The sequence below is a fragment of the Defluviitalea raffinosedens genome (genome assembly GCF_016908775.1).
Classification (GTDB): domain Bacteria; phylum Bacillota; class Clostridia; order Lachnospirales; family Defluviitaleaceae; genus Defluviitalea; species Defluviitalea raffinosedens.
Window position 1 is genome coordinate 16,660 of sequence record NZ_JAFBEP010000023.1, and the last position, 23,699, is coordinate 40,358.

Genomic DNA, 23,699 nt, shown 5'->3' on the forward strand with positions numbered 1-23,699 from the left:
ATCGTACAGTGGGACAATAATGTACCCGAGGGGCGTTCATATGACAAATTTACATGTGACACTTCAGAAGATTATTCCTGAAGGAATTTTAGATTTAGAAAGAAGATATGAAATTTTAAAGACAGTTTTATATTCTGCTCCTATAGGAAGAAGAGCTTTGGCAGCTCATTTGAATCTTTCCGAAAGAATCGTCAGAGCTGAAGTTGATTTCTTAAGACAAAATGCTTTTCTTAAAGTTACTTCTTCAGGAATGGAAATCACTTCAGAAGGATATACTCTTGTCCAGGATTTAGAACATTTAATGTATGAAATTAAAGGTCTCACTGAATTGGAAAAAAAGGTTTCAAAGATTTTAAATATTAATAAAGTGATTATTGTTCCAGGAAATTCTGATGAAAATGATATGTTTAAAAAAGATATCGGGAAAGCAGCAGCAAGGCTATTGCTAAGTATGATCAGACCGGGAAACACCATTGCAATTACCGGAGGAAGTACGGTAAATCAAATGGTAAAGGCAATTCAGCCCTTAGGCAGCACGTATGATGATGTGTTCGTTTTGCCAGCCAGAGGAAGTGTAGGGCACAGAGTAGAATATCAATCCAATACCTTAGCTTCTGAATTGGCGCAAAAATTAGGGGCAAAATATAAATTGTTGAATATTCCCGATCATTTAAGTAAAAAATCTTTAGAGAGTATTATTAAAGAGCCAGAGATTCAAGACACCCTTGAAAAAGTTTCAAAAGCAGACATATTAATTTTTGGAATTGGGAATGCTTTAAAAATGGCAGAAAAAAGAGGACTCTCAGAGACTATTTTAGATTTCTTAAGAAGAAAAGAAGCTGTTGCAGAGGCATTTGGATATTATTTTGATCCCAGTGGTAATATTGTATATACTTCCCGATCTGTTGGAATTAAGCTAGACGATATTAAAAAAATTCCTTATATGATTGCAGTGGCAGGAGGAACTTCTAAGGCTCAAGCGATCAAAGCAGCAGGGCATCTGCTCAAGCATGGTTGCGTTGTGATGGATGAAGGTGCTGCAAATGAAATTATTAGGTGTGCAAAATTATAATTTGTGGTATTATGTTATGGGGACAAATTTTAGTCTTCATAACCTAAAATATAATTTAAAAATATTAGGAGGAATGAAAAAATGGCAAAAATTGCAATTAATGGTTTTGGACGCATTGGACGTAATGCATTTAAAGTAGCGATCGCACAAGGATTGGATGTTGTAGCAATCAACGATTTAACAGATCCTAAAACATTAGCTCATTTATTAAAATATGATACTTGCTTTGGCAAATTCGAAGGAACAGTTGAAGCTAAAGAAGGCGCTTTAGTTGTTAATGGAAAAGAAATCAAAGTGCTTGCAGAAAAGAATCCAGCTGATCTTCCTTGGAAAGAATTAGGTGTAGATATCGTAATCGAATCTACAGGTATTTTCAGAAAGAAAGAACAAGCTCAATTACATATTGATGCAGGTGCAAAGAAAGTTATCATCTCCGCTCCTGGAAAAGGAACAAAATCTATTGTTATGGGAGTTAACGAAGGGGATTATAACCCAGCTGAAGACCATATCGTTGACAACGCTTCTTGTACAACAAACTGTTTAGCACCATTTGCTAAAGTGCTTCATGATAAATTTGAAATTAAGAGAGGAATTATGACAACAGTTCACTCTTATACAAATGACCAAAGAATTTTGGATTTACCTCACAGTGACTTAAGAAGAGCTCGTGCTGCTGCTGAATCCATTATTCCTACAACAACTGGTGCTGCAGAAGCAGTTGCTAAAGTTATTCCTTCTCTTAAAGGAAAATTAACTGGTATGGCTATGCGTGTACCTACTCCTACAGTATCTGTAGTTGATTTAACTGTAGAATTAGGAAAAACTGTAACAGTTGAAGAAGTTAATGCTGCTTTAAAAGCTGCTGCTGATGACAAAGTATTAGGATACACTGAAGAACCATTAGTATCCATCGACTTCAAAAAAGATCCTCGTTCCTCCATCATTGATGGATTATCCACAATGGTAATCGATGGAAACTTAGTAAAAGTTGTTTCCTGGTATGACAATGAATGGGGTTATTCAAACAGAATTGTTGACCTCACAAAATACATTGCAGAACGTTTATAATTAGGTAGACCAAAAGGTCCGGTTTTGTAGTTATGACTATAGGACCGGACCTTCTTTTAATAAATCGGATTGAGAATATTGAGGAGGGAAACCCATGCTTAAGAAAAAGTCAGTTGATGATATCCAAGTTAAAGGGAAAAGAGTATTAGTTAGATGTGATTTTAACGTACCATTAAAAGATGGTGTTATTACAGATGAAAATAGACTTGTTGCAGCACTGCCAACCATTAAGAAATTAATCAATGACGGTGGAAAAGTAATTCTTTGCTCTCACTTAGGAAAACCAAAAGGAGAACCTAAACCAGAATTATCTTTAGCACCTGTTGCAAAAAGATTAAGCGAATTATTAGAAAAAGAAGTAGTATTTGCAAAAGATGATACTGTAGTTGGAGAAAATGCAAAAAAAGCTGTTGCTGAAATGAAAGAAGGAGACGTTGTTCTTCTTGAAAACACAAGATATCGTAAAGAAGAAACTAAGAATATTGATGATTTTAGCAAAGAACTTGCAAGTCTTGCAGACGTATTTGTAAATGATGCTTTTGGTACAGCACACAGAGCTCACTGCTCCAACGTTGGAGTTACTCAATTCATCGAAGGAGACTGTGCAGTAGGGTATTTAATGCAAAAAGAAATTGAGTTCTTAGGTAATGCAGTAAACAACCCAGTAAGACCTTTCGTTGCGATCTTAGGCGGAGCAAAAGTATCTGACAAAATTAATGTAATTAATAACCTCCTTGATAAAGTAGACACATTAATTATTGGCGGCGGAATGGCTTATACTTTCATAAAAGCATTGGGTCATGAAGTAGGTAAGTCATTATTAGAAGCTGACAAGATTGACTATGCAAAAGAAATGATTCAAAAAGCAGAAGAAAAAGGCGTAAAATTATTACTTCCTGTAGACCATGTAGTGGCTCAAGAATTTAAAAATGATACTCCATTTAAAGTAGTACCAAGAGGAGGAATTGAGCCTGATTGGGAAGGTCTTGACATTGGACCAGAAACAAGAGCACTTTATGCCGAAGCTGTAAAAGATGCTAAAACAGTTGTTTGGAACGGACCTATGGGCGTATTCGAATTTGAAAACTTCGCGCAAGGAACAATGGCAGTTGCAAAAGCTTTATCAGAAACAGATGCAACAACCATTATCGGTGGAGGAGATTCTGCTGCAGCAGTAAACCAATTAGGATTTGGCGATAAGATGACTCACATTTCTACTGGTGGCGGAGCTTCATTAGAATTCCTTGAAGGTAAAGAATTACCAGGCGTGGCAGCAGCAGACGACAAAGAATAATTCAGGAGGCTTTATGATGAGAAAAAAAATTATTGCAGGAAACTGGAAGATGAATAAAACTCCTTCAGAAGCGGTAAAATTAGTAGAGGAATTAAAGCCTTTAGTAAATACTACAGATGTTGATGTAGTATTTTGCCCTCCTTTTGTTTGTCTTCCAGCTGTATTAGATGCAGTTAAAGGAACAAACATCGCTGTAGGTGCTCAGAATATGCATTATGAAGAAAGCGGAGCATATACAGGAGAAGTTGCACCTAATATGTTGGTAGAGTTAGGTGTTAAATATGTTATTATCGGACATTCTGAAAGAAGAGCTTATTTTGCAGAAACCGATGAAATCGTAAATAAGAAAGTTCTCAAAGCTATTGAACACAACCTTATTCCTATTATTTGCGTAGGAGAAACGTTAGAGCAGAGAGAACAGGGGATTACAGTTGATTTGGTTCGACTTCAAACCAAAATTGCTTTAAAAGATGTTCCAGCAGAAAAAGCGAAAGATGTAGTCATTGCTTATGAGCCTATCTGGGCAATTGGTACTGGTAAAACAGCTACATCAGAGCAAGCTGAAGAAGTTTGTGCTGCAATTCGTCAAGTAGTTGCAGAAATTTATGATGCTTCTGTAGCTGAATCACTTCGCATACAATACGGCGGAAGTGTAAATGCCGAAAATGCAAAAGAGCTTTTTGAAATGGCAAATATTGATGGAGGCTTAGTTGGTGGAGCAAGCTTGAAAGTAGATTTTAGCAAAATTGTGAATTACAACAACTAAGATTGTTCATAAAAGGAGTATTAAAATGAGAAAAAAACCAACCGTGTTGATGATCCTTGACGGTTTTGGATTAAATGACCGCTGTGATGGAAATGCTGTATGTCAGGGGAAAACCCCTGTACTCGACAGTCTCATGAAAAAATATCCTTTTGTAAAAGGATATGCCAGTGGAATGGACGTAGGCCTTCCTGAAGGTCAAATGGGAAACTCTGAAGTAGGGCATTTGAACATTGGAGCAGGTCGAATAGTATACCAAGAACTGACAAGAATCACGAAATCTATTCTAGATGGAGACTTTTTTGAAAACGAAGCACTGCTCAGTGCAGTTGAAAACTGTAAGCAAAACAATTCTTCCCTTCACCTGTATGGTCTTTTATCCGATGGTGGTGTACATAGTCACAACACACACCTGTACGCACTGTTGGAATTAGCAAAAAGACATGGTTTGTCAAAGGTTTATGTACATGCTTTCTTAGATGGCAGAGATACTCCTCCTGCATCCGGTAAAGATTATGTTCAACAATTACAGGACAAAATCAATGAACTCGGTGTGGGAAAGATTGCAACCGTGATGGGAAGATATTATGCGATGGACCGTGACAACAGATGGGAAAGAGTAAAACTTGCATATGATGCGATGGTTTTAGGTACCGGAGAAAAAGCCGAAGATGCAGTGCAGGCAGTGCAATTATCTTATGAAAATGAAGTTTATGATGAGTTCGTGCTTCCAACAGTTATTCTGACCAATGGTGAACCAACGGCTATGATTCAACCTCATGATTCTATTATTTGCTTTAATTTTAGACCTGACAGAGCAAGAGAAATCACAAGATGTTTTTGTGATGAAGAATTTAGTGGTTTTGAAAGAGCCAACGGTTTCTTCCCAGTGAAGTACGTTGCTTTTACTGAATATGATATCACCATTAAAAATAAATCTGTTGCCTTTAAGCCTACAAAACTTACAAAAACTTTTGGAGAATATCTGGCTGAAAAAGGTTTAAAACAGCTTCGTCTTGCAGAAACTGAAAAATATGCTCATGTGACTTTCTTTTTCAATGGTGGAGTAGAAAAACCAAACGAAGGAGAGGACAGAATATTAGTTCCATCTCCTAAAGTGGCGACTTATGATCTCAAACCAGAAATGAGTGCCATTGAAGTTACAGATCGTCTTGTTGAGGCAATTCTTTCTGAAAACTATGATGTCATTATTATTAACTATGCAAACCCTGATATGGTAGGACATACAGGTATCATGGGTGCTGCAGTTAAAGCGATAGAAACAGTGGATGCTTGTGTAGGTCGTGTAGTAGATGCAATCTTAAAAGTAGACGGTCAAATGTTTATCTGCGCTGACCATGGAAACTCAGAACAATTGGTTGACTACGAAACAGGAGAACCTTTTACAGCACACACGACAAATCCAGTACCATTTATCTTGGTAAATGCCGGTGAAGGAATAGAATTAAGAGAAGGTGGAAAACTAGCAGATATTGTCCCCACTCTTCTTGACCTAATGGGACTTGAAAAACCAGAAGAAATGACTGGAAATTCTCTTCTCATTAGAAAGTAGTAAAGACCTGCTTAATAATAATTTTATATTATTGAAAGGAGAAGCAAAATGAAGGGATATTTAGAAATCTTAGACGTATTTGCTAGAGAGATTCTTGATTCCAGAGCCAATCCAACAGTAGAAGTTGAGGTTATTGTTGATGCAGAAGGAAGACAAGTAGTAGGAAGAGCTGCTGTACCTTCTGGAGCATCAACAGGAGCTTTTGAAGCTGTAGAATTAAGAGACGGCGGAGACAGATATGTAGGTAAGGGTGTTCAAAATGCAGTGGATAATGTTAACAACATTATTGCAGAAGAAATCATCGGTATGAATGCTCTTGACCAAGTTGCAATAGACAAAAAAATGATCGAATTAGATGGGACACCAAACAAAGGTAAATTAGGTGCTAATGCAATTCTTGGGGTATCTATGGCTGTTGCAAAAGCAGCCGCAGAAGCTTTAGATATGCCATTATATCAATATCTTGGCGGATTTAATGCTAAAGTGATGCCTGTACCAATGATGAACATCTTGAATGGCGGAAAACATGCAGATAACACAGTAGACCTTCAAGAATTCATGATTATGCCAGTTGGTGCAAAATCCTTCAAAGAAGCTTTAAGAATGTGTGCAGAAGTATATCACAGCCTTAAGAAAGTATTAAGTGAAAAGGGATTATCAACTGCAGTAGGTGATGAGGGTGGATTTGCTCCTGACTTAGCAACATCAGAAGAAGCAATCCAAGTTATTATTGATGCAGTTGAAAAAGCAGGATACAAACCTGGGGACGATATCCGTATTGCAATTGATGCTGCTGCTTCTGAATTATACAATGAAGAAACAAAGAAATATCACTTCCCTGGCGAAAGCAAAATGAAAGGTCAGGAAATAGCAAGAACTTCTGAAGAAATGGTTGCTTACTATGAAGAATTAGTAAATAAATTCCCAATTATCTCTTTGGAAGACGGTTTAAACGAAGAAGACTGGGAAGGATGGAAGCTGTTAACTGAAAGATTAGGTAAGAGAATTCAATTAGTTGGAGATGACTTATTCGTAACCAACACCGAAAGATTATCCAGAGGAATTGAATTAGGTGTTGCTAACTCCATCCTTATTAAAGTAAACCAAATCGGAACATTAACCGAAACTTTCAATGCTATTCAAATGGCTAACAGAGCAGGAATGACAGCAGTTGTTTCTCATAGATCCGGAGAAACTGAAGATGCAACGATTGCTGACATTGTTGTAGCTGTAAATGCAGGACAAATTAAGACCGGAGCACCTTGCCGTTCTGACCGTGTTGCTAAATACAATCAGCTTCTTCGCATTGAAGAAGAATTAGGCGATGTAGCAGAATATTTAGGTTTGGATGCATGGTTCAATTTAAAATAACTTATTGAATGAATCACACATTAATTATATGGAACGAATGAATTAGTTATATGGAACGAAATTGATATGGAGCGAGATCACTCGGCAGAAATGCCGAGTATTTTTTTCTCAAATCATCTTGCTTAAAAAATTTTGATATGCTAAAATGAAAACATTGATGATAGGAGGTGTAGAAGTGAACGTACTTTCAATTATTTTATCTGTTATATATGTACTATTGGCTATTGGATTAATTACTATTGTTCTCCTTCAGGAAGGAAAATCAGCAGGTTTAGGAAGTATAGGTGGTGCAGCAGAAACCTATTGGGGAAAAAACAAAGCGCGTAGTTTGGAAGGGACTTTTGAAAAATATACTAAGATCGGTGCAGGATTATTCATTGTTCTTGCCTTGATCCTTAATATTTTGATTAAATAAAACACACTTTGTATATGCAAAGTGTGTTTTTTGCAACTAAACGTTTTTATGTTTATCCTTTGATTTTTAGAGCATACTAAAGATAAATCCTTAGAATACGAAGGAAGAGGTGGAACAATGGATCAAAATGAAAAATTAAATGAAAAACTAAAAGATAGAAAACAGCTTATATTGGATTTTATGCAGCATAAAGATTACACGCCCATGAAGATTAAAGAACTTTGCATGATCTTGCAGGTTCCAAATAAAGAAAGAGATATACTCGAGCAAATCCTGGATGAATTGATTCAGGAAGGTAAAATCATTAAAACAAAACGGGGCAAATTTGCAATTCCTGAAACCTTAAACATGGTTATCGGAACCTTTCAGGGCAATGCTAAAGGATATGGATTCTTGATATTGGATGATCCTGATGCAAAAGATGTTTTCATTCCTGCAGAAGGTGTTAACGGCGCAATGCATAAGGATAAAGTTCTTTGTAAAATCACTAAACCTGCAGTGGATGGGAAAAAGGCTGAAGGAGAAATTATTCAAATTCTTGAACGTGGTTCTGATAAGATCGTAGGAACCTATGAGCAAAGCAAATACTTTGGCTTTGTCATTCCTGATGATAAAAATTTTGCAAAAGACATCTTCATTCCTAAAGGAGATAATCTGGGGGCAGTTACCGGACACAAAGTCGTGGTAAAAATCACTGACTGGGGAAAAGACAGAAGAAATCCTGAAGGAGAAATCATAGAAATTCTGGGACATATTAATGATCCTAAAACAGATATCCTGGCAATCATCAGACAATTTGACATGCCTACGGATTTCCCAGAAGAGGTAATGAAACAGATTCAAAACATTCCAGAAGAAGTACAGGAAGAAGATATAAAGAATCGTGAAGATCTTCGAAAAGTCAGGATGGTTACTATTGATGGGGAAGATGCAAAGGATTTAGATGATGCTATTTCTCTTGAAAAACTTCCTAATGGATTATACAGATTAGGCGTACATATTGCCGATGTAACCCATTACGTAAAAGAAAATACTCCTCTTGATGAAGAAGCTTTGAAACGAGGAACCAGTGTTTACTTGGTTGACAGAGTGATTCCTATGCTTCCTCATAAATTGTCCAATGGCATTTGCTCTTTAAATGCAGGGGTCGATCGACTGGCATTAAGCTGTATAATGGATATTGATGAGGATGGCATTGTTCGAAATCATAGGATTGTAGAGTCGGTTATAAATATCAATGAACGAATGACTTATACCAATGTTAAAAAGATATTGGTAGATCAAGATCCGGAACTAATGGAGAGATATAAAGATTATATTGACTTCTTTAAACTCATGGAAGAATTATGTCTTATTCTCAATAAGAAAAGGGATAAAAGAGGCGCAATTGATTTTGACTTTGAAGAAGCCAAAATTATATTGGATAAAGAAGGGCGTCCTATAGATATTCGTCCCTATGAAAGAAACATTGCCACAAGAATTATTGAAGAGTTTATGCTAGTATGTAATGAAACTATTGCGGAAGACTATTTCTGGCAGGGAACACCTTTTATATACCGTTCTCACCAGGATCCTGATCCTGAAAAAATACTTAAGCTCTCTACTTTTATCAGCAATTTTGGATACAGGATCAGAGGAACTTCCAATATTCATCCAAAAGATTTACAAAAAGTTTTGTCAGATATAGAAGGAAAACCGGAGGAAAATGTCATTAGTCGTTTGGTTCTTCGTTCTATGCAGCAGGCAAGATATACGCCCAGTAATGACGGACATTTTGGACTGGCAGCAAAGTATTACTGTCATTTTACATCGCCCATAAGACGCTATCCTGACTTACAAATTCACAGAATTATTAAAGCAAATTTGCATGGAAAACTGGATGAAAAAAATCAAAACAGACTTAGAAAGAAAATGCCTGATGTTGCAAAGCATTGCTCCATCAGAGAAAGAGTGGCTGAGGAAGCAGAAAGACAAACTGAGCAGCTGAAAAAAGTAGAGTATATGAAGGACAAAATTGGAGAAGTATATGATGGTATTATTTCAGGCATTACTTCCTGGGGGATGTATGTTGAATTGCCCAATACAGTAGAAGGTTTAGTGCATGTTTCGGATATGGATGATGATTACTATATTTTCGATGAACAGCATTATTTATTTATCGGTGAAAGAACTAAAAAAATCTACAGATTGGGCGATCAGGTAAAAGTTAAAGTTATAAAAGCTGATACCATTCAAAGAACGATTGATTTTTCCTTGGTATTCCCTGATGATGATACGGAGGAAAAAGAGGCAGAGGAGATATAATATGGGGTTCTATGATACATTAAGTACTTATTATGATAAAGTTTTTCCGCTTTCAAATCCTTGTAAAGATTTTATAGAAAAGAATCTTTTACAGGATAAGGGGAAAATCTTGGATGTGGGATGTTCCACCGGAGAACTGGATATTTTTCTCGGGGAAAGGGGATATAAAGTTTTAGGTATTGATTTAGATGAAAAAATGATTCAGATGGCCAATGAAAAGTTAGACGGTAGAGAACTTCCAGTTGAATTTAAAGTAATGAATATGGAACATTTGGGAGCTAATTTATCCGGAAGTCAATTTGACGGGATTATATGCATAGGCAATACCCTGGTACATTTACCGGGAATTCCTCAGATTAAAGCAGTTCTTAAGCAGATGGTTTCTCTTTTAGCTCCTGGAGGAGTGCTTATTCTACAAATCATCAATTATGACAGAATCATTACTCAAAAGATTACAGAACTTCCTCCAATAGAAAATGATGATGTATCGTTTATAAGAGAATATGATTATCATGAAACAGAAAATAAAGTTGGATTTAAAACTACTTTAACAGTGAAGAAAACGAATGAGAAGTTTGAAAATGTGATTTCCTTGTTTCCTCTTCGTTATGAAGCATTGAAAGCAATTTTGTCAGAGTTGAAGCTGGAAAATTTAAATTGGTACGGAAGTTTTAAAGGAGAACCTTATGAATGGAACTCCTATGCAACAGTTGTTACTGCAAAAAAATAAAAGACGGAGAATTTTCTTCGTCTTTTATTTTTGCTGATGATTGATATATTCGACTGCATAGTCAATGATATCTTCTTTTGCATATTCTAAATCCGGTTTGATTCCTACCCCTTGGATGTTAATATTATTAGGCGTATTCCAAAGCATAGTAGTTGCCTTGATGGCAAAACCCTTTTTCAAAGGCAGAGTAAATTGCCCAATTCCTTTTCCAAAACTGTTTTCTCCTATCAATGTGACATTGTCCAGGTTATCATGCAATGAAGAGATAAAACCTTCGCTGGCACTGGCAGTGTTGCCATTTTGCAAGATAATGATATGATTATATTGAAGAACTTGCTTCTTTTTACTTTTTACAGTTCTTGTAAGCAAGTCAGAACGAGTGATATCATAAGCAATCGTTTGATCCTTTGGAAGGAACAAATCACTCATATAATATTGAGTAAATATATCTCCTCCCAGGTTGTCCCTTAAGTCGATAATGATATTGGGATAATTTTTTAATGTCTTAATTTGCTTTTTCATAAAGTCTTTGGTGTATTCTGAGAAATTTGTAACCTTAAGATATATGATGTCTTTAGAAATTTCTTCGACATAGGATTTCTTTGCTTCTTCTTTTTCAGCTTCCTTAGTTTTCTTATAGTTTTCAGGAAGATATTGATATGTATATTGATCACCATTTAATTCCCTTATTTCTCTGGTGACTATAGAAAGAACCAGATTATCGAAGTTTTTATAGTATTCTCCGTTTACATCCCGATTCAGTTCTTTTTTAAAAAGTTCATCCAATGTATCCGTATATATATAATTTTGACTGATGAGATGTTTGAATGCAAAATAGTCGTAGTTTAAATAAAGATAATAGGATGTCCCAAGAATAAACAGAACAAACAGGAAAAGAAGAGTATAAAATTTTCGTTTTAGCTTTCGATATTGCTGGTCCATAGAAATAAACAAAGGTCTGTTTTTTCGAAACATGATAAATCCTCCTGTGGATATTATAGATAATTCATACTATTAGTGTATGTCATAACTAGACAAAATACAATAATTATTTTAATGTATTACAAAAATCGATTTTTTATAACTGGTTTAAATTACAAAAAAAGGAATGTGAAAAACCTTGAAAAACATAATAAATATGTTATAATTAATTCTGCACCCTTTAAAGCGATAAAATTAGGAGAGTAGTGTTATGCCAAAAGCAGAATCCGAATACAAACTCATAGCACAAAATAAAAAAGCATATCATGATTACTTTATTGAAGATACCTATGAAGCAGGGATTGTTCTCGTTGGCACAGAGGTAAAATCTGTGCGTATGGGTAAAGCAAGTATCAAAGAAAGCTTTGTTCGTGTAAAAGACGGAGAAGTTTTCATATATAACATGCACATCAATCCTTATGAAAAAGGCAATATTTTTAATAAAGACCCATTGCGAACAAGAAAACTGCTCCTTCACAGACGGGAAATCAATAAAATTTTGGGTGCTGTAACACAAAAAGGTTATACTTTGGTTCCTTTAAAGATTTATATCAAAGGAAGCCTGGTGAAAGTTCAAATAGGCGTTGCAAAAGGTAAGAAGCTATATGACAAACGAGAGGATATAGCTAAAAAAGACCAAAGACGTCAAGCAGAAAAGGACTTCAAGGTTAAAAATCTATATTAACCTTCTATCATGGGGGTGTACTGGTTTCGACGGGAGTCACGTATATTGGGGCAGCCATCCGCAGATTCCAGAGCTGCGTAAAAATCTGGAACTTAAAAGTAAACGCAGAAGATAATTTTGCATTTGCTGCTTAATTAAAGCAGCTGTCTCTCTTAGATAACCCACGGTCTAAGATGAGGCACCGACTAGTGGGCAACTTTCTCTCCTAAGCTTTGCGGAGATGATCGTATCTATGAAGCTACCGAGGTTTGAAGCCTGTCGTTAGGCGTCTTACCGAGGGAAATTTAAAATAACGACTATGATGGAAGAGACCACGATATATGGATTTTCGGACAGGGGTTCGATTCCCCTCACCTCCACCATACATATCCATATAATTAAAGCCTTACTCGGTGAAAACTTGAGTAAGGCTTTTTTCAGAATGAATTATGATGAAATATAAGGGTTGTTAAATATGAATTGAGGGTTTTAATATGTATTAAGAATTTAGAAGTTCTAATATTTGTTTGGGATGCTCAAGAATATAATTAGCATCGATTCCTGTTGAGGATTTTGCACCCCATAGGGCTAAGGCGAAGTCAACACCAGCACCCAATGCACATTCCATATCATATTTAGTATCGCCTATATATAACGATTTTGATTGATCTGCTCCTGATTGCTTAAGAAAATGCAGAATAGGGTCAGGATTCGGTTTGTGTTTTTCTGTATCATCCGAACAAACTACGAATTTGAAATAATCATTCAACCTCAATGGCAAAAAATCATTTACAAATTCTTCTTTGGTTTTTGAAGTGACTATGCTGGTTAAAATTTTCATTTCGTTTAATTTAATCAAAATATCTTCAATATCATCAAAAATCTTTATATGCTGAGCATATTCTTTAAAATAATTATTCCATACTCAAATCTTTATTCAGTTCGTCCCGTACTATTTTTTGAAGTGATAAAAGAATTGCCCTTTCGTTGTCTATAAGCGTGCCATCAATATCAAATATAATACAGTTGTACATAGTATCTCCCCTTAATTCTTGTGGATTATTAGTCTCATATCAATAGACTGTCAAATAGAATTCTTATTACGAAGATTTTTCTGCAGATTCAAATTAAGTATCCTTAAAATAGCTGTTACTGGCTTATTTTAAGGATACACACATATATAAAATATCACGCTAGGTATTATCCTATTACGCTAAATTATATGGTATCGGGAATATTTTAATAAATATGTATTACCATTTGGTTTTGTTTTTTATTATTTTATATCATTTTTTGCTGTTGTGCAAGTTTTTTATATTATATGTGGTTTTGTGTTATAATTATAATCAAAAATGAGAACAAATGATAAAAAATGACGGGGTGTTTTGATGTTTACCGAAGAAAGATTGGAACAGATTTTAGAGATGCTTAATAAAAATGGCAGAGTAAAAGTTAAAGAACTTAGTGAATTCTTTAATGTTTCAGAAAGCATGATCAGAAAGGATTTGCAAAGATTAGAGTCTGAACAGCTTCTTCAGAGAACGTATGGTGGAGCAATCTTAAAAAGAAAGTTTTCGGAAAGTAGTCCTATTAGTACTCGGTTAAAAGAACATGCAGACACTAAAGAGTTAATAGCAGCAAAAGCTTTTGGTCTTATTTCGGATGGAGATGTAGTCTTTTTAGAATCATCAAGCATTAATTATTATCTGGCGAAATTAATAGCTGACAGTACAAAGAAAATCACATTAATAACGAATATGTCCATAATACCTTCGTTGTTTAACGATAATGAAACTGTAAAATTAATATGTATAGGCGGAATATATGATCGTAAGGCCGGTGGTGTTTTAGGTTCGGAAGTTATTAAAGGCATCTCGAAGTACATTTTTAACAAAGGTTTTTTAGGAAGTGCAGGCATTGATTTAACTACAAACAGTGCATATACAGTAACACCAGAAGATGGCAATGTTAAAGAACTTGTTATTTCCAACAGTAAAGAAGCGTTTTTATTGGTGGAAAAAGAGAAATTCGATGTAGATAGCACCTATCGGTTTGCAGCTCTGGAAGAATTTAATGCGGTTATTACCGATTCGGATATTAGTGAAGGGATCAGAGAAAAAATGCAACAGTTATCAGTGAAGCTCATATAAAGTAATAGAAGAGTTGGTATCTTTCATGATATAATACAATAGACTTTTAATATATTCATCTAGGAGGTGTATTATGAAACGTTTTAAAGATTTTATATTAGGCTTTAGTATCGCGGCAATTTTATTTTCAGTTTCCGATGTTAATGCGGCAGACGTTCTAAAAAATATTCAGGTGTTTTTTAAAGACATGCCTGTTTATGTAGAAGGAATTAGGGCAGAACTGACACAAAAGCCGATGCTTTATAATGGGACAACCTATCTTCCTATGCGTACTGTTGCTCAGATTTTAGGGAAAAATGTGTTATATGATGAAAAGACTGGTTCTATATATATTTATAGCGAAGGTAATGAGCCGGTTATAAATATGAATCAGCAGAAAGAATCTAATAAAGTTAATGATGCAGAGTTTGTTTTATATAATATAAAGATCGGAGACAACAAAGAACACGTAATCAATGAGCTGGGAAATCCGGACAGGCAAGATGCTTCTGAATATGGATTTACATGGTTTATATACAATAAAGATTATAAGAATTACATACAAGTGGGAATCAAAGACGGCAAAGTAGTTGGTTTATATACGAATTCAGCTTCTTGGCAGTCCAAAAAAGGAATTAAATTTGGTTCAACCGGTGCAGCAGTAAAAAAAGCCTATGGAGAACCCCTTACGTATATTCAAAAAGGAAATGTAAGATATATGTTGAATACTGATACGAAAGAAGCTAATACGTTTCTAATCGATGATGCTTATGTTACTCTTTTTTATGATCTTCATCAGAACCAAACAGTAACATCTATTTTAATTATAGAAAAGAAGACAGAGCATTCTTTGAATAGTTTTTACGGCAAAGCAAGTAATGAGTTGGTGAAAGCATATGAAATGCAGATATTTGATCTTGCAAATTCAGTACGGGTTAGAAATGGGTTAAAGCCATTTGTTTGGGATGATCAGGCAGCCAAGTCCAGTTTATTGCACAGCGAAGATATGTCAAAAAATAATTTCTTTAGCCATACCAATTTGAAAGGACAAAGTCCTTTTGACAGAATGGTGGCTCAAGGCATAAAGTATAGCCTGGCCGGGGAAAATATTGCAGCTGGTCAGACCAATGCCATTTATGCCCATGAGGGCTGGATGAATTCGGAAGGACATAGAAAAAACATTCTTGGAGCTTTTGAAAGGTTGGGAGTAGGCGTATGTTTTGGGGGAGAGTATAAAATATATTATACACAAAACTTTTATACCCCCAGATAATATCTACGAGTAATTGTAATGTTATCATATAAATATGATGATTAACAGTCTTAGGAGAGAAGCAAAATGGATATGAAAGAAGCTATGTATACAAGACATACAGTTCGTAAGTATACAGATCAGGCAATTCCGGTGGAAATCGTGACATTAATGAATCAGAGAATTGACGAGAATAATCGAAAATATAATTTAAATATCAAACTGGTAACGGATGATACATCGGCGTTTGGTGTTGTTGCCAAGCTTATTCTGGCCAAGGGAATAAAGAATTATCTGGTGCTGGCAGGACCTCCTAATAAGGATATTGATGAAAAACTGGGATATTGCAGTGCGGATCTGATGCTCTATGCTCAGACTCTGGGACTAAATACCTGGTATGTGGGTGGAACTTACAATAGGAAGAGTATATCTAAAAAAGCAGGAGAAGGTCGTGTAATCGGTGTTGTTGCGATTGGTTATGGTGCAACACAAGGTGTTCCGCACAAATCAAAAATACCCTCTAAAGTAAGCAGTTATGAAGGAGATATGCCTGATTGGTTTAAAAATGGCATTGAAGCGGCACTTCTTGCACCGACAGCACTGAATAAACAAGCTTTCTATATCACTGGTAAAGGAAATAAAGTGAAAATTATCTGTGATAATGGCATTTTTACCGGAGTGGATCTGGGAATTATAAAATATCATTTTGAGCTAGGAGCAGGAATTGAAAATTTTGAGTGGGTGACAGATTTTTGATGGGTTATAACCTCATGAGATTATCTCTGTAAAAATATATGGATTCCAGCAACAAAAATTTGGAGTTTCAATTAAAGTCAGCAAAATTGAGCCAGTTGAAGTGACATAGATTCACTTCGACTGGTTATTTTTTTAAAAAACAATTGACAAAATAAAATCTTAATTTTAGAATTAAATTAACGATGTTAATAAAATTAACGATGTTAATCGCTTATAGATTGGGGAGAGTTAATGAGCGATAAAAGAGAAATACAAAAACAAAGAATGATGAAATACTTTATTGAAGCTGCAAAAGAAATCATAAAGAAAGAAGGGGTGAAAGGGCTTACAGCTAGAAAGATTGGAGATGTGGCAGGCTATTCATATGCAACTTTATACAATTATTTTAGAGATATTAAGGAAGTGTTAGCTTATTGTGTTTTCGACTTTTTTGAAGAGTGTTATCAATATATGATGGGGTCTAAAAATGAAAATTTAAACTGTATTGAGCAGTTAATAGTTTATACGGATGCATATTTTAAATACTTTATTGCAAATCCGGATATGTTTCAGTTAATTTATATTGAAGATTTAGGCAATATTCCAATTGAGCTGCTAAAAGGGGATAAGAAATTATCCATAGGGGTGCTTTTAAAGGAATGCATTTATAAATGTGCTGAAGAAGGCTATATAGAAAAAGCAAACATAGATGTAATACATGATTTGATTGGCTCATCGATACGCGGAAAGTTGTTGCTTTTAGTGAATAAAAGAGATGAGAAAAGTTCAGAGGATCTTTTGCTTGAATTAAAGGCTGAAATTGAATTCTTAATGAAAATAAGGAGTCAGGACAGAAGTCCAAAATAATAGAGTAAATGGTATCCATATGGTGGAGGTCTTAAAATGAAAATTAAAAGGTATCTTATTGTCCTTGTATCAATTATTGCATTTTTATCAACCATAGCATGTCTTTTCGGTTTATTTTCAGACGGAGGACCAGGGGAATATGAATTTAAAAGTATCAACAACGAAATAGTGAAAATCTATGGCTACGGACTTTATAAAGACAATTCAATATCTATTGCAGCTCAAGGGATAGCTTCTGATTTTGTTACCCTTGTAATGGGGGTTCCATTACTAATTCTGTCTTTATATTTGTCATTAAAGGAATCCTTTAAAGGGAAAATATTATTAACAGGAACATTAAGTTATTTTCTCTACACTTATATGTCATATACATTTTTATGGATGTATAATAAATTCTTTATAATTTATGTAATGCTCATGTCAGCAAGTTTATATGCCTTTATTCTATCTATTTCCTCCTTCGACATTGAAAATATTAAGCTGAATTTTAGTGAGAAATTGCCGGTAAAATTTTTAGGAGGCTATCAAATATTCATTGGGGTTATGATAGGAATGCTATGGCTTGGCAAGATCGCGCCTTCAATTATAGGAGATAAGGTACCTGTTGGATTGGAACATTACACTACATTAGTAATACAAGGGATGGATTTAGGAATCATTGTTCCTACAGCTATATTGTCAGGAATATTCCTGATTAAAAGAAAGGCAATAGGATTTTTATTATCCTCGGTAATAATTATTAAAGGCATTACAATGTTGACCTCCATCTCTGCCATGATTATCAATCAAGCGTTACATGGTGTAAATATGAGCATGGCTGAAGTGATCCTCTTCCCTTTATTTAATTTAGTCTCAATAATATGTTTAGTACTTCTTTTTAAAAATACTAAAACCAAAGTAGAAAAGATTAGATTATGATATAATAAAGAAAAAGCATAAACGTGAGGATTGATTATGGAGAAACATCGCATCTATACAATGAGTGTTGCAAGTGTTTATCCACATTATGTTGCAAAGGCAGAGAAAAAAGGACGAACAAAAGAAGAAGTGGATGAAATTATTCGCTGGCTGACAGGATATAGTCAGGAAGAGTTGGAACGACATCTGGAAAAACAGACCGATTTTGAGACTTTTTTTGCTGAGGCGCCTCAATTGAATCCTTCCAGAACTTTGATTAAAGGCGTGGTTTGCGGTGTTCGGGTAGAAAACATCGAAGATTCACTTATGAGGGAAATTCGCTATTTGGATAAGTTGATTGATGAGCTGGCTAAAGGGCAAGGCAATGGACAAGATCTTACGAAAATAATAGCAATGAGCGACTAATAAAAGTATAAAAAGAAGCACCCGATATTACATCGAATTTGTAATACCGGGTGCTTTAGCTTATTGTGGCTTACTAATAAACATTTGGGTATACATATACCCGTATTGTCCGCCTTTTTTTATGCCAATGCCTACATGGGTGAAATCTGGGCTGAGTATATTTTTACGATGACCAGGAGAATTCATCAATGCGTCATGGGCTTTTTCGACATCCTGATTACCTGCAATATTTTCTCCAGCTTCCACATAGTTGATTCCAAAATCTTTCATCATATCAAAAGGACTTCCGTAGGTAGGAGAATTATGACTAAAGTAGTTATTATCAATCATATCTTGAGATTTGATTCGTGCTACATTCGTTAGTTCCTGATCTGCTTTCAAAGCAGGCAAATTATTTTCAGCTCGTGCTTTATTCACAAGTTGAAGCATTTGTTGTTCTTCTTCGGTTAGACCGTCTTGATTTGTGGTTGTATCAGGAATCTTTGGGGTATTGGCGTCTGCATTCTGTGAAGTTGTTGAAGGAGGTGTTTTAGAGGGCTCAGGAGTTTTACCCGTATTGGTATTTTGATCGTCGATAACAATTGGTTTGGATTCGCTTTTTTGAATAAAACCAATTTTATCATTGGCTAATTTAACAGCATACCAGTCTGAAACCTCGCTTACCACATCCAGAATACTATTTTGGCTTGCGTTTTGAATGACAGCGCTGTCTGTGGAACAGCCCTGTCGTATATTGGCTTGATTCACTGTAACCTTTATGTTTTTAATTTCCCCTTTTTCGGAGACAGAGGATTGTACCCCTCCTGCGGATTGCTGAGTACAGGATGTACCAAGCAATAATATCATACCTAAAATATATAAAAAAGTTTTCTTTTTCATGATGAGCCTCCTTGTACATAGATAAATCTATTTGCTTTGCTTATAGAATTTGTATTTTTCGTGGGGATAATACATTTTTTTATACAAAAAATCTAAGAGGCTCGTTTAAATTATGAAATAAAGCAGATGATATTTCTCATAGAGTTTAGACAATGATAGACAATTTTTGATTTATTTATTATAATTTATACAAAAACCTAGTTTTTTATAAAAGAGAGATATTTTATATCTGAGAAAATAATTTTTTAAATGCAGTGGGAAAGGCATATTCCTTAAGTTGTTCCGGTTTGATCCATTGTATTTGAGGAAATTCTATAGGTTTTATTGCTTCTTTTGCATGTTCCAGAGTACATTTAAACAGTTCCATTTCCCAAATCAAATGCGTAAAGATGTGCTTAGAACCTACTTCTATTTTTCTAATTAACACATCTAAATCAAATTCATCTTTCATGTATTGTTTTACTGTAAGCTCAGGGAATTCATTGGTGTATGGAGTAGAGGGGAACCCCCACAGATTAGCCATTAATCCCGTGTTTGGCCTTTTAACAATCATAATTTTTTCGTCATATTCTAAAATAATGATTGCCATTTTTATGGTTTTCTTTTTAACCTTTTTTAATTTAATTGGATACTGTTCAGTTGTTCCGTTTTTAAAAGCTGTACACCCGTTTTTTACAGGACACTGCGAACATTTGGGCTGTTTGGGCGTGCAAATAGTTGCTCCCAGTTCCATAAGGGCTTGGTTAAACTCTCTGGGAGATCCCCCCATGAGATTTATGACTTCTTTTTCAAAAACATGTCTGCTTTTAGAATCCGAAATATTGATCTCTAGCATACGATATCTTGAAAGGACTCGCATAACATTTCCATCTACTGCTGGTGCAGGCTCATCATAGGCGATGCTCATAATGGCACCGGCGGTATAAGGACCGATACCGGGCAATTTTTTAAGTTTTTTTATATCTTTAGGGAATGTTCCATTATATTCTTCTACGATGGTTTTGGCACATCGCAGAAGATTTCTGGCCCTTGAGTAATAGCCTAATCCTTCCCAAAGTTTAAATACATCTTCTTCATTTGCTTGAGAGAGCGTTTCAACATCTGGATAGGTTTCGATAAAGCGATTAAAATATTTAATTACTGTTGCTACCTGAGTTTGCTGTAACATAATTTCTGAAAGCCAAATTCTGTAAGGATCAGTATTTTCACGCCAGGGCAGCGCCCGGCAAACTTTTCTGTACCAATCTATCAGCTCTCTATGAAATAAAAGTTCATGCATTTGTCATTCTCCTATAATTATATGTCCTAATAAGTATATCAGATTTCTGAGGTAATTGCGATGTAATAATATACAATTATTCTCATATGATTATTAAATGCTTAAAATAATATTTTTCCTTTAAGTTATTAATTGCATTTTAAAATGTTATGTGAAATAACAGTAGTTACAACTATAAATCCTAATCATTTACATTAAGTACATTAAGCTGTAAGGAGTGATAAGTTGGTTACTATAAAAGAATTAGCGAAAATGATTGGAGTAAGTCCAACAACCGTTTCTAATGTTATTCGGGGAAAAACACAGGAGGTTTCTCAGCAGACTATAGAAAAGGTTCAGAAAGTATTAAAAGAGGTAAACTATATTCCAAATATGACGGCAATCAATTTAGCAAAAAACAGTTCCAATGTGATCGGTTATGTTATGAATGCAAAAGGGATTATTCAGGATAATGCGGTAAAAGACTTTTTTACCGGGGAATTAATTGGTGCATTAGAAATGGAAATCAGAAAAGCTGGATACTATATGATGATTTACATTTCAGACGATGTTGAAGAAATTATTAAATTCGTATCCTCGTGGAATGTGGACGGTTTGATTGCCTTAGGTTTTACGGATGACAATGCACAGAAATTAAGGGAAGTATATAAGAAACCTCTTGTGTTTATTGATGGACATTTTTATGATGATGGAAATGAGTATACAAATGTAGGCCTGGAAGATTATAAAGGGGCTTATGAAATAACCCAATATCTTATTGAATGTGGGCATAGGCGAATGGGTTTTTTTGCCAACAATTACATTGGCATCAACCATGAGCGATACCGTGGATTTAAAGATGCTATTAAAAATGCAGGATTGCCGGAAGAAGCAGGAGAGCAATTTTTCATTGAAAAAAGCGAGAAAGGCATTAAGCGATGTTTGGATGAGTTAATGATACGAATTTCAGATTTCAGTGCGTTATTTTTCATTTCGGACAATTTTGCTGTAGTAGCGATGGATTATTTAATGGAGAATGGCATTCGAATTCCTGAGGATATATCTGTAGTAGGGTTTGACGATGCTGCAGTAGCTTCCCTTGTTCGTCCTAAGTTGACTACAGTTCACCAGAATCCTACTCAAAAGGGCCGAGTAGCTTTTGAAAAGCTTATGAAATTAATTAATAATCCTGATGAGAAAGCAGAAAACATCATTTTACCTATCTCCCTCTGCATAAGACAATCTGTTAAAAATATTAACTCTCGTGCAATATAGTTGGATCAGTAAAATTGATCATTGAGCTTTTGAATTTGGCTGGAAAAATTTTATCGTTGAAATCTTTAGTCAGTGTATAAAATTGAGTAATACGGTTTAATTACCGAAAGAGCTCAATTTAAGGCACTGATTTTTTATTTTTTTGCACAAATTTTTTGCATAAAATGTTCAATTAAGCAAATAATAAGATTACTATTGGAACAAGCTAGGTTTTGCGATACACTTATAAATAACATAATTTTAAAGTGAAAAAAATATAATTTTTGTGAAATAAATCAATAAAACTACTTGAAAAGTAGTTATATCAGTGATAATATAATAACTGTAATTGTAACTTTTGCGTAAAAGTTATAATTTAAAATCAATTGATATTAGGGAGGAATTCTTATGAAACTCAAAAAATTTGTTTCGGCATTGTTGATTACAGCAATGACGGGAGCACTTTTAGTAGGCTGTGGAAGCAATAATTCCACTAACACTAACACAGGTACTGACTCTGGAACGACTACAGAAAATAAGACGACAGAAAATACTTCTAAGGGAAACGTTAGCATCAGATTATTAAACGGTAAAATTGAAATTGATGCGCCTTTAAAAGCGTATGCAGAAGCCTACAAGCAAAAAACTGGCGTTGAAGTAGTGATTGAATCCCTTGGTGGTGGTGCTGATATCGCTGCAACACTTAAAGGTTATCTTGCAGCAGGCAACATGCCAGATATGTTTGTAATTGGTGGAGAAGGCGATTACAATGTTTGGAAAGATTACATGGAAGATTTAAGCAATGAATCATGGGTAAGTGACACGGATGTTGCATATGTTTCTCCAGAAGGAAAAGTTGTTGGTTTCCCATATGCTGTTGAAGGTTATGGTCTTACATATAATAAAGATTTATTAGACAAAGCGGGAATTGATCCAGCAACATTAACAAATATCAATGCATATAAAGCAGCATTTGAAAAATTGGACAGCATGAAAGATGAATTGGGTATAACAGCTGTAGTATCTATGGCGGCTGAAGCTGGACAAATGTGGTGGTCTGTAGCGAACCACAACTTTGGATCTTATCTTGCAACTGGTGTTGAAAATGGAGATTCCAAATACATTGACATGTTGAAAAAAGGTGAAATTGACAGAGACCGTATGACTCAATACGCTAAATTCCTAAAATTACTCTTTGATTATTCAGACAAGAATACCTTGATCAGTGGTACTTATGATGACCAATTGGCATTATGGGCACAAGGAAAGACAGTATTTATTCATCAAGGTAACTGGATTGATCCATCTCTTCCAAGCTATAATGTAACATTTGGAATGGGAATAGCTCCATCAGCATTTATGGAACAAGATACAGACGGAATTCTTGCAGATGCTCCTTCTTGGTGGGCAGTATACAATGGAGGAAAAAATATTCAAGCATGTAAAGATTTCTTAACTAGTCTTGCAACTACAGAAGAAGGTGCTAAATGTCTTGTACAAGATTGTGGTATGATTTCTCCATTCAAATCTACTACAGTGCAACCAACAGCACCTCTTGCAACAGACTTAATGAAATGGGTTCAAGCTGGAAAAACTTATCCATGGCACTGGGCTAAGATGCCAGATGGATTTGCAATGAATAACTTAGGACCAGTATTTGAATCTTTTGCAAAAGGTGATGTTGATATCGAAGGTTTCGTTGATTTGATGGCAAATGCAATTGCTACATTAAAACAGTAAAAGACAATGAAGTTAAGTTTTCAGGCG

At 35.0% G+C, this 23,699-nt stretch carries 23 protein-coding genes and 1 other RNA gene; 19 read left to right on the plus strand and 5 right to left on the minus strand.

All coding sequences use genetic code 11. The features are described from left to right. The first annotated feature begins 40 nt into the window (after positions 1 to 40). From JOD07_RS13200 to JOD07_RS13240, 9 genes are all read left to right on the plus strand, one after another. Positions 41 to 1,072, plus strand: a complete 1,032-nt coding sequence (locus tag JOD07_RS13200; RefSeq protein ID WP_204614290.1) for a sugar-binding transcriptional regulator — start codon at positions 41 to 43, stop codon at positions 1,070 to 1,072. Between the two features lie 81 nt (positions 1,073 to 1,153). Next, positions 1,154 to 2,140 (plus strand): type I glyceraldehyde-3-phosphate dehydrogenase, encoded by a 987-nt coding sequence (gene gap / locus JOD07_RS13205; RefSeq protein ID WP_158741761.1) that lies wholly within the window; start codon positions 1,154 to 1,156, stop codon positions 2,138 to 2,140. 94 nt (positions 2,141 to 2,234) lie between these two features. Beyond that, entirely contained in the window at positions 2,235 to 3,434 is a 1,200-nt protein-coding gene (locus JOD07_RS13210) for a phosphoglycerate kinase (RefSeq protein ID WP_158741760.1), read from the plus strand. A gap of 13 nt (positions 3,435 to 3,447) precedes the next feature. After that, the gene (gene tpiA / locus JOD07_RS13215) at positions 3,448 to 4,200 is read left to right on the plus strand and encodes a triose-phosphate isomerase (RefSeq protein WP_158741759.1); all 753 of its coding nucleotides are present in this window, start codon (positions 3,448 to 3,450) and stop codon (positions 4,198 to 4,200) included. Between the two features lie 25 nt (positions 4,201 to 4,225). Further along, complete coding sequence (gene gpmI / locus JOD07_RS13220) at positions 4,226 to 5,770, plus strand: 2,3-bisphosphoglycerate-independent phosphoglycerate mutase (protein ID WP_158741758.1); 1,545 nt, start codon at positions 4,226 to 4,228, stop codon at positions 5,768 to 5,770. A gap of 48 nt (positions 5,771 to 5,818) precedes the next feature. Then, positions 5,819 to 7,141: a phosphopyruvate hydratase gene (eno, locus tag JOD07_RS13225; protein WP_158741757.1), complete on the plus strand. Its 1,323-nt coding sequence runs from the start codon at positions 5,819 to 5,821 to the stop codon at positions 7,139 to 7,141. A 145-nt stretch (positions 7,142 to 7,286) separates the two neighbouring features. Further along, entirely contained in the window at positions 7,287 to 7,556 is a 270-nt protein-coding gene (gene secG, locus JOD07_RS13230) for a preprotein translocase subunit SecG (protein WP_243144646.1), read from the plus strand. 117 nt (positions 7,557 to 7,673) lie between these two features. Next, complete coding sequence (gene rnr / locus JOD07_RS13235) at positions 7,674 to 9,860, plus strand: ribonuclease R (RefSeq protein ID WP_158741756.1); 2,187 nt, start codon at positions 7,674 to 7,676, stop codon at positions 9,858 to 9,860. Position 9,861: 1 nt separating this feature from the next. Next, entirely contained in the window at positions 9,862 to 10,590 is a 729-nt protein-coding gene (locus tag JOD07_RS13240; RefSeq protein ID WP_158741755.1) for a class I SAM-dependent methyltransferase, read from the plus strand. A 24-nt stretch (positions 10,591 to 10,614) separates the two neighbouring features. On the opposite strand, the gene JOD07_RS13245 is transcribed toward JOD07_RS13240, so the two are convergent. Continuing rightward, on the minus strand, positions 10,615 to 11,565 hold the full coding sequence (locus JOD07_RS13245) for a S41 family peptidase (protein ID WP_158741754.1): 951 nt from the start codon (positions 11,563 to 11,565) through the stop codon (positions 10,615 to 10,617). A gap of 217 nt (positions 11,566 to 11,782) precedes the next feature. On the opposite strand from JOD07_RS13245, the gene smpB reads away from it, so the two are divergent. Both smpB and ssrA read left to right on the plus strand, forming a co-directional pair. Continuing rightward, a complete protein-coding gene (gene smpB, locus JOD07_RS13250; protein ID WP_158741753.1) occupies positions 11,783 to 12,256 on the plus strand; it encodes an SsrA-binding protein SmpB in 474 nt (157 codons plus the stop codon). A gap of 11 nt (positions 12,257 to 12,267) precedes the next feature. Then, positions 12,268 to 12,618, plus strand: a transfer-messenger RNA (tmRNA) gene (gene ssrA, locus JOD07_RS13255). A gap of 116 nt (positions 12,619 to 12,734) precedes the next feature. Here ssrA and JOD07_RS13260 read toward each other — a convergent pair. Beyond that, a complete protein-coding gene (locus JOD07_RS13260) occupies positions 12,735 to 13,094 on the minus strand; it encodes an HAD-IA family hydrolase (protein WP_243429334.1) in 360 nt (119 codons plus the stop codon). Between the two features lie 55 nt (positions 13,095 to 13,149). Beyond that, positions 13,150 to 13,269, minus strand: a complete 120-nt coding sequence (locus tag JOD07_RS15885; RefSeq protein ID WP_330576615.1) for an HAD hydrolase-like protein — start codon at positions 13,267 to 13,269, stop codon at positions 13,150 to 13,152. A gap of 354 nt (positions 13,270 to 13,623) precedes the next feature. Here JOD07_RS15885 and JOD07_RS13265 point away from each other — a divergent pair, with 354 nt between their 5' ends. From JOD07_RS13265 to JOD07_RS13290, 6 genes are all read left to right on the plus strand, one after another. Then, positions 13,624 to 14,385 carry a DeoR/GlpR family DNA-binding transcription regulator gene (locus JOD07_RS13265; protein ID WP_204614291.1) on the plus strand — a complete coding sequence of 254 codons (762 nt, stop codon included), beginning with the start codon at positions 13,624 to 13,626 and terminating at the stop codon, positions 14,383 to 14,385. A gap of 73 nt (positions 14,386 to 14,458) precedes the next feature. Next, positions 14,459 to 15,637, plus strand: a complete 1,179-nt coding sequence (locus JOD07_RS13270; protein ID WP_158741751.1) for a CAP-associated domain-containing protein — start codon at positions 14,459 to 14,461, stop codon at positions 15,635 to 15,637. Between the two features lie 66 nt (positions 15,638 to 15,703). Then, complete coding sequence (locus tag JOD07_RS13275) at positions 15,704 to 16,372, plus strand: nitroreductase family protein (protein WP_204614292.1); 669 nt, start codon at positions 15,704 to 15,706, stop codon at positions 16,370 to 16,372. Positions 16,373 to 16,603: 231 nt separating this feature from the next. Next, positions 16,604 to 17,218 carry a TetR/AcrR family transcriptional regulator gene (locus JOD07_RS13280; protein ID WP_204614294.1) on the plus strand — a complete coding sequence of 205 codons (615 nt, stop codon included), beginning with the start codon at positions 16,604 to 16,606 and terminating at the stop codon, positions 17,216 to 17,218. A 36-nt stretch (positions 17,219 to 17,254) separates the two neighbouring features. After that, positions 17,255 to 18,136: a hypothetical protein gene (locus JOD07_RS13285; RefSeq protein ID WP_207756970.1), complete on the plus strand. Its 882-nt coding sequence runs from the start codon at positions 17,255 to 17,257 to the stop codon at positions 18,134 to 18,136. A gap of 36 nt (positions 18,137 to 18,172) precedes the next feature. Next, complete coding sequence (locus JOD07_RS13290; protein WP_204614296.1) at positions 18,173 to 18,541, plus strand: DUF2200 domain-containing protein; 369 nt, start codon at positions 18,173 to 18,175, stop codon at positions 18,539 to 18,541. A gap of 60 nt (positions 18,542 to 18,601) precedes the next feature. On the opposite strand, the gene JOD07_RS13295 is transcribed toward JOD07_RS13290, so the two are convergent. Both JOD07_RS13295 and mutY read right to left on the minus strand, forming a co-directional pair. Beyond that, positions 18,602 to 19,420 (minus strand): CAP domain-containing protein, encoded by an 819-nt coding sequence (locus tag JOD07_RS13295; RefSeq protein ID WP_158741747.1) that lies wholly within the window; start codon positions 19,418 to 19,420, stop codon positions 18,602 to 18,604. Positions 19,421 to 19,643: 223 nt separating this feature from the next. Next, positions 19,644 to 20,699, minus strand: a complete 1,056-nt coding sequence (mutY, locus tag JOD07_RS13300) for an A/G-specific adenine glycosylase (RefSeq protein ID WP_158741746.1) — start codon at positions 20,697 to 20,699, stop codon at positions 19,644 to 19,646. A 225-nt stretch (positions 20,700 to 20,924) separates the two neighbouring features. On the opposite strand from mutY, the gene JOD07_RS13305 reads away from it, so the two are divergent. After that, a complete protein-coding gene (locus JOD07_RS13305; protein ID WP_204614298.1) occupies positions 20,925 to 21,953 on the plus strand; it encodes a LacI family DNA-binding transcriptional regulator in 1,029 nt (342 codons plus the stop codon). 387 nt (positions 21,954 to 22,340) lie between these two features. Then, a complete protein-coding gene (locus JOD07_RS13310) occupies positions 22,341 to 23,672 on the plus strand; it encodes an ABC transporter substrate-binding protein (RefSeq protein ID WP_158741744.1) in 1,332 nt (443 codons plus the stop codon). Positions 23,673 to 23,699 lie beyond the last annotated feature (27 nt).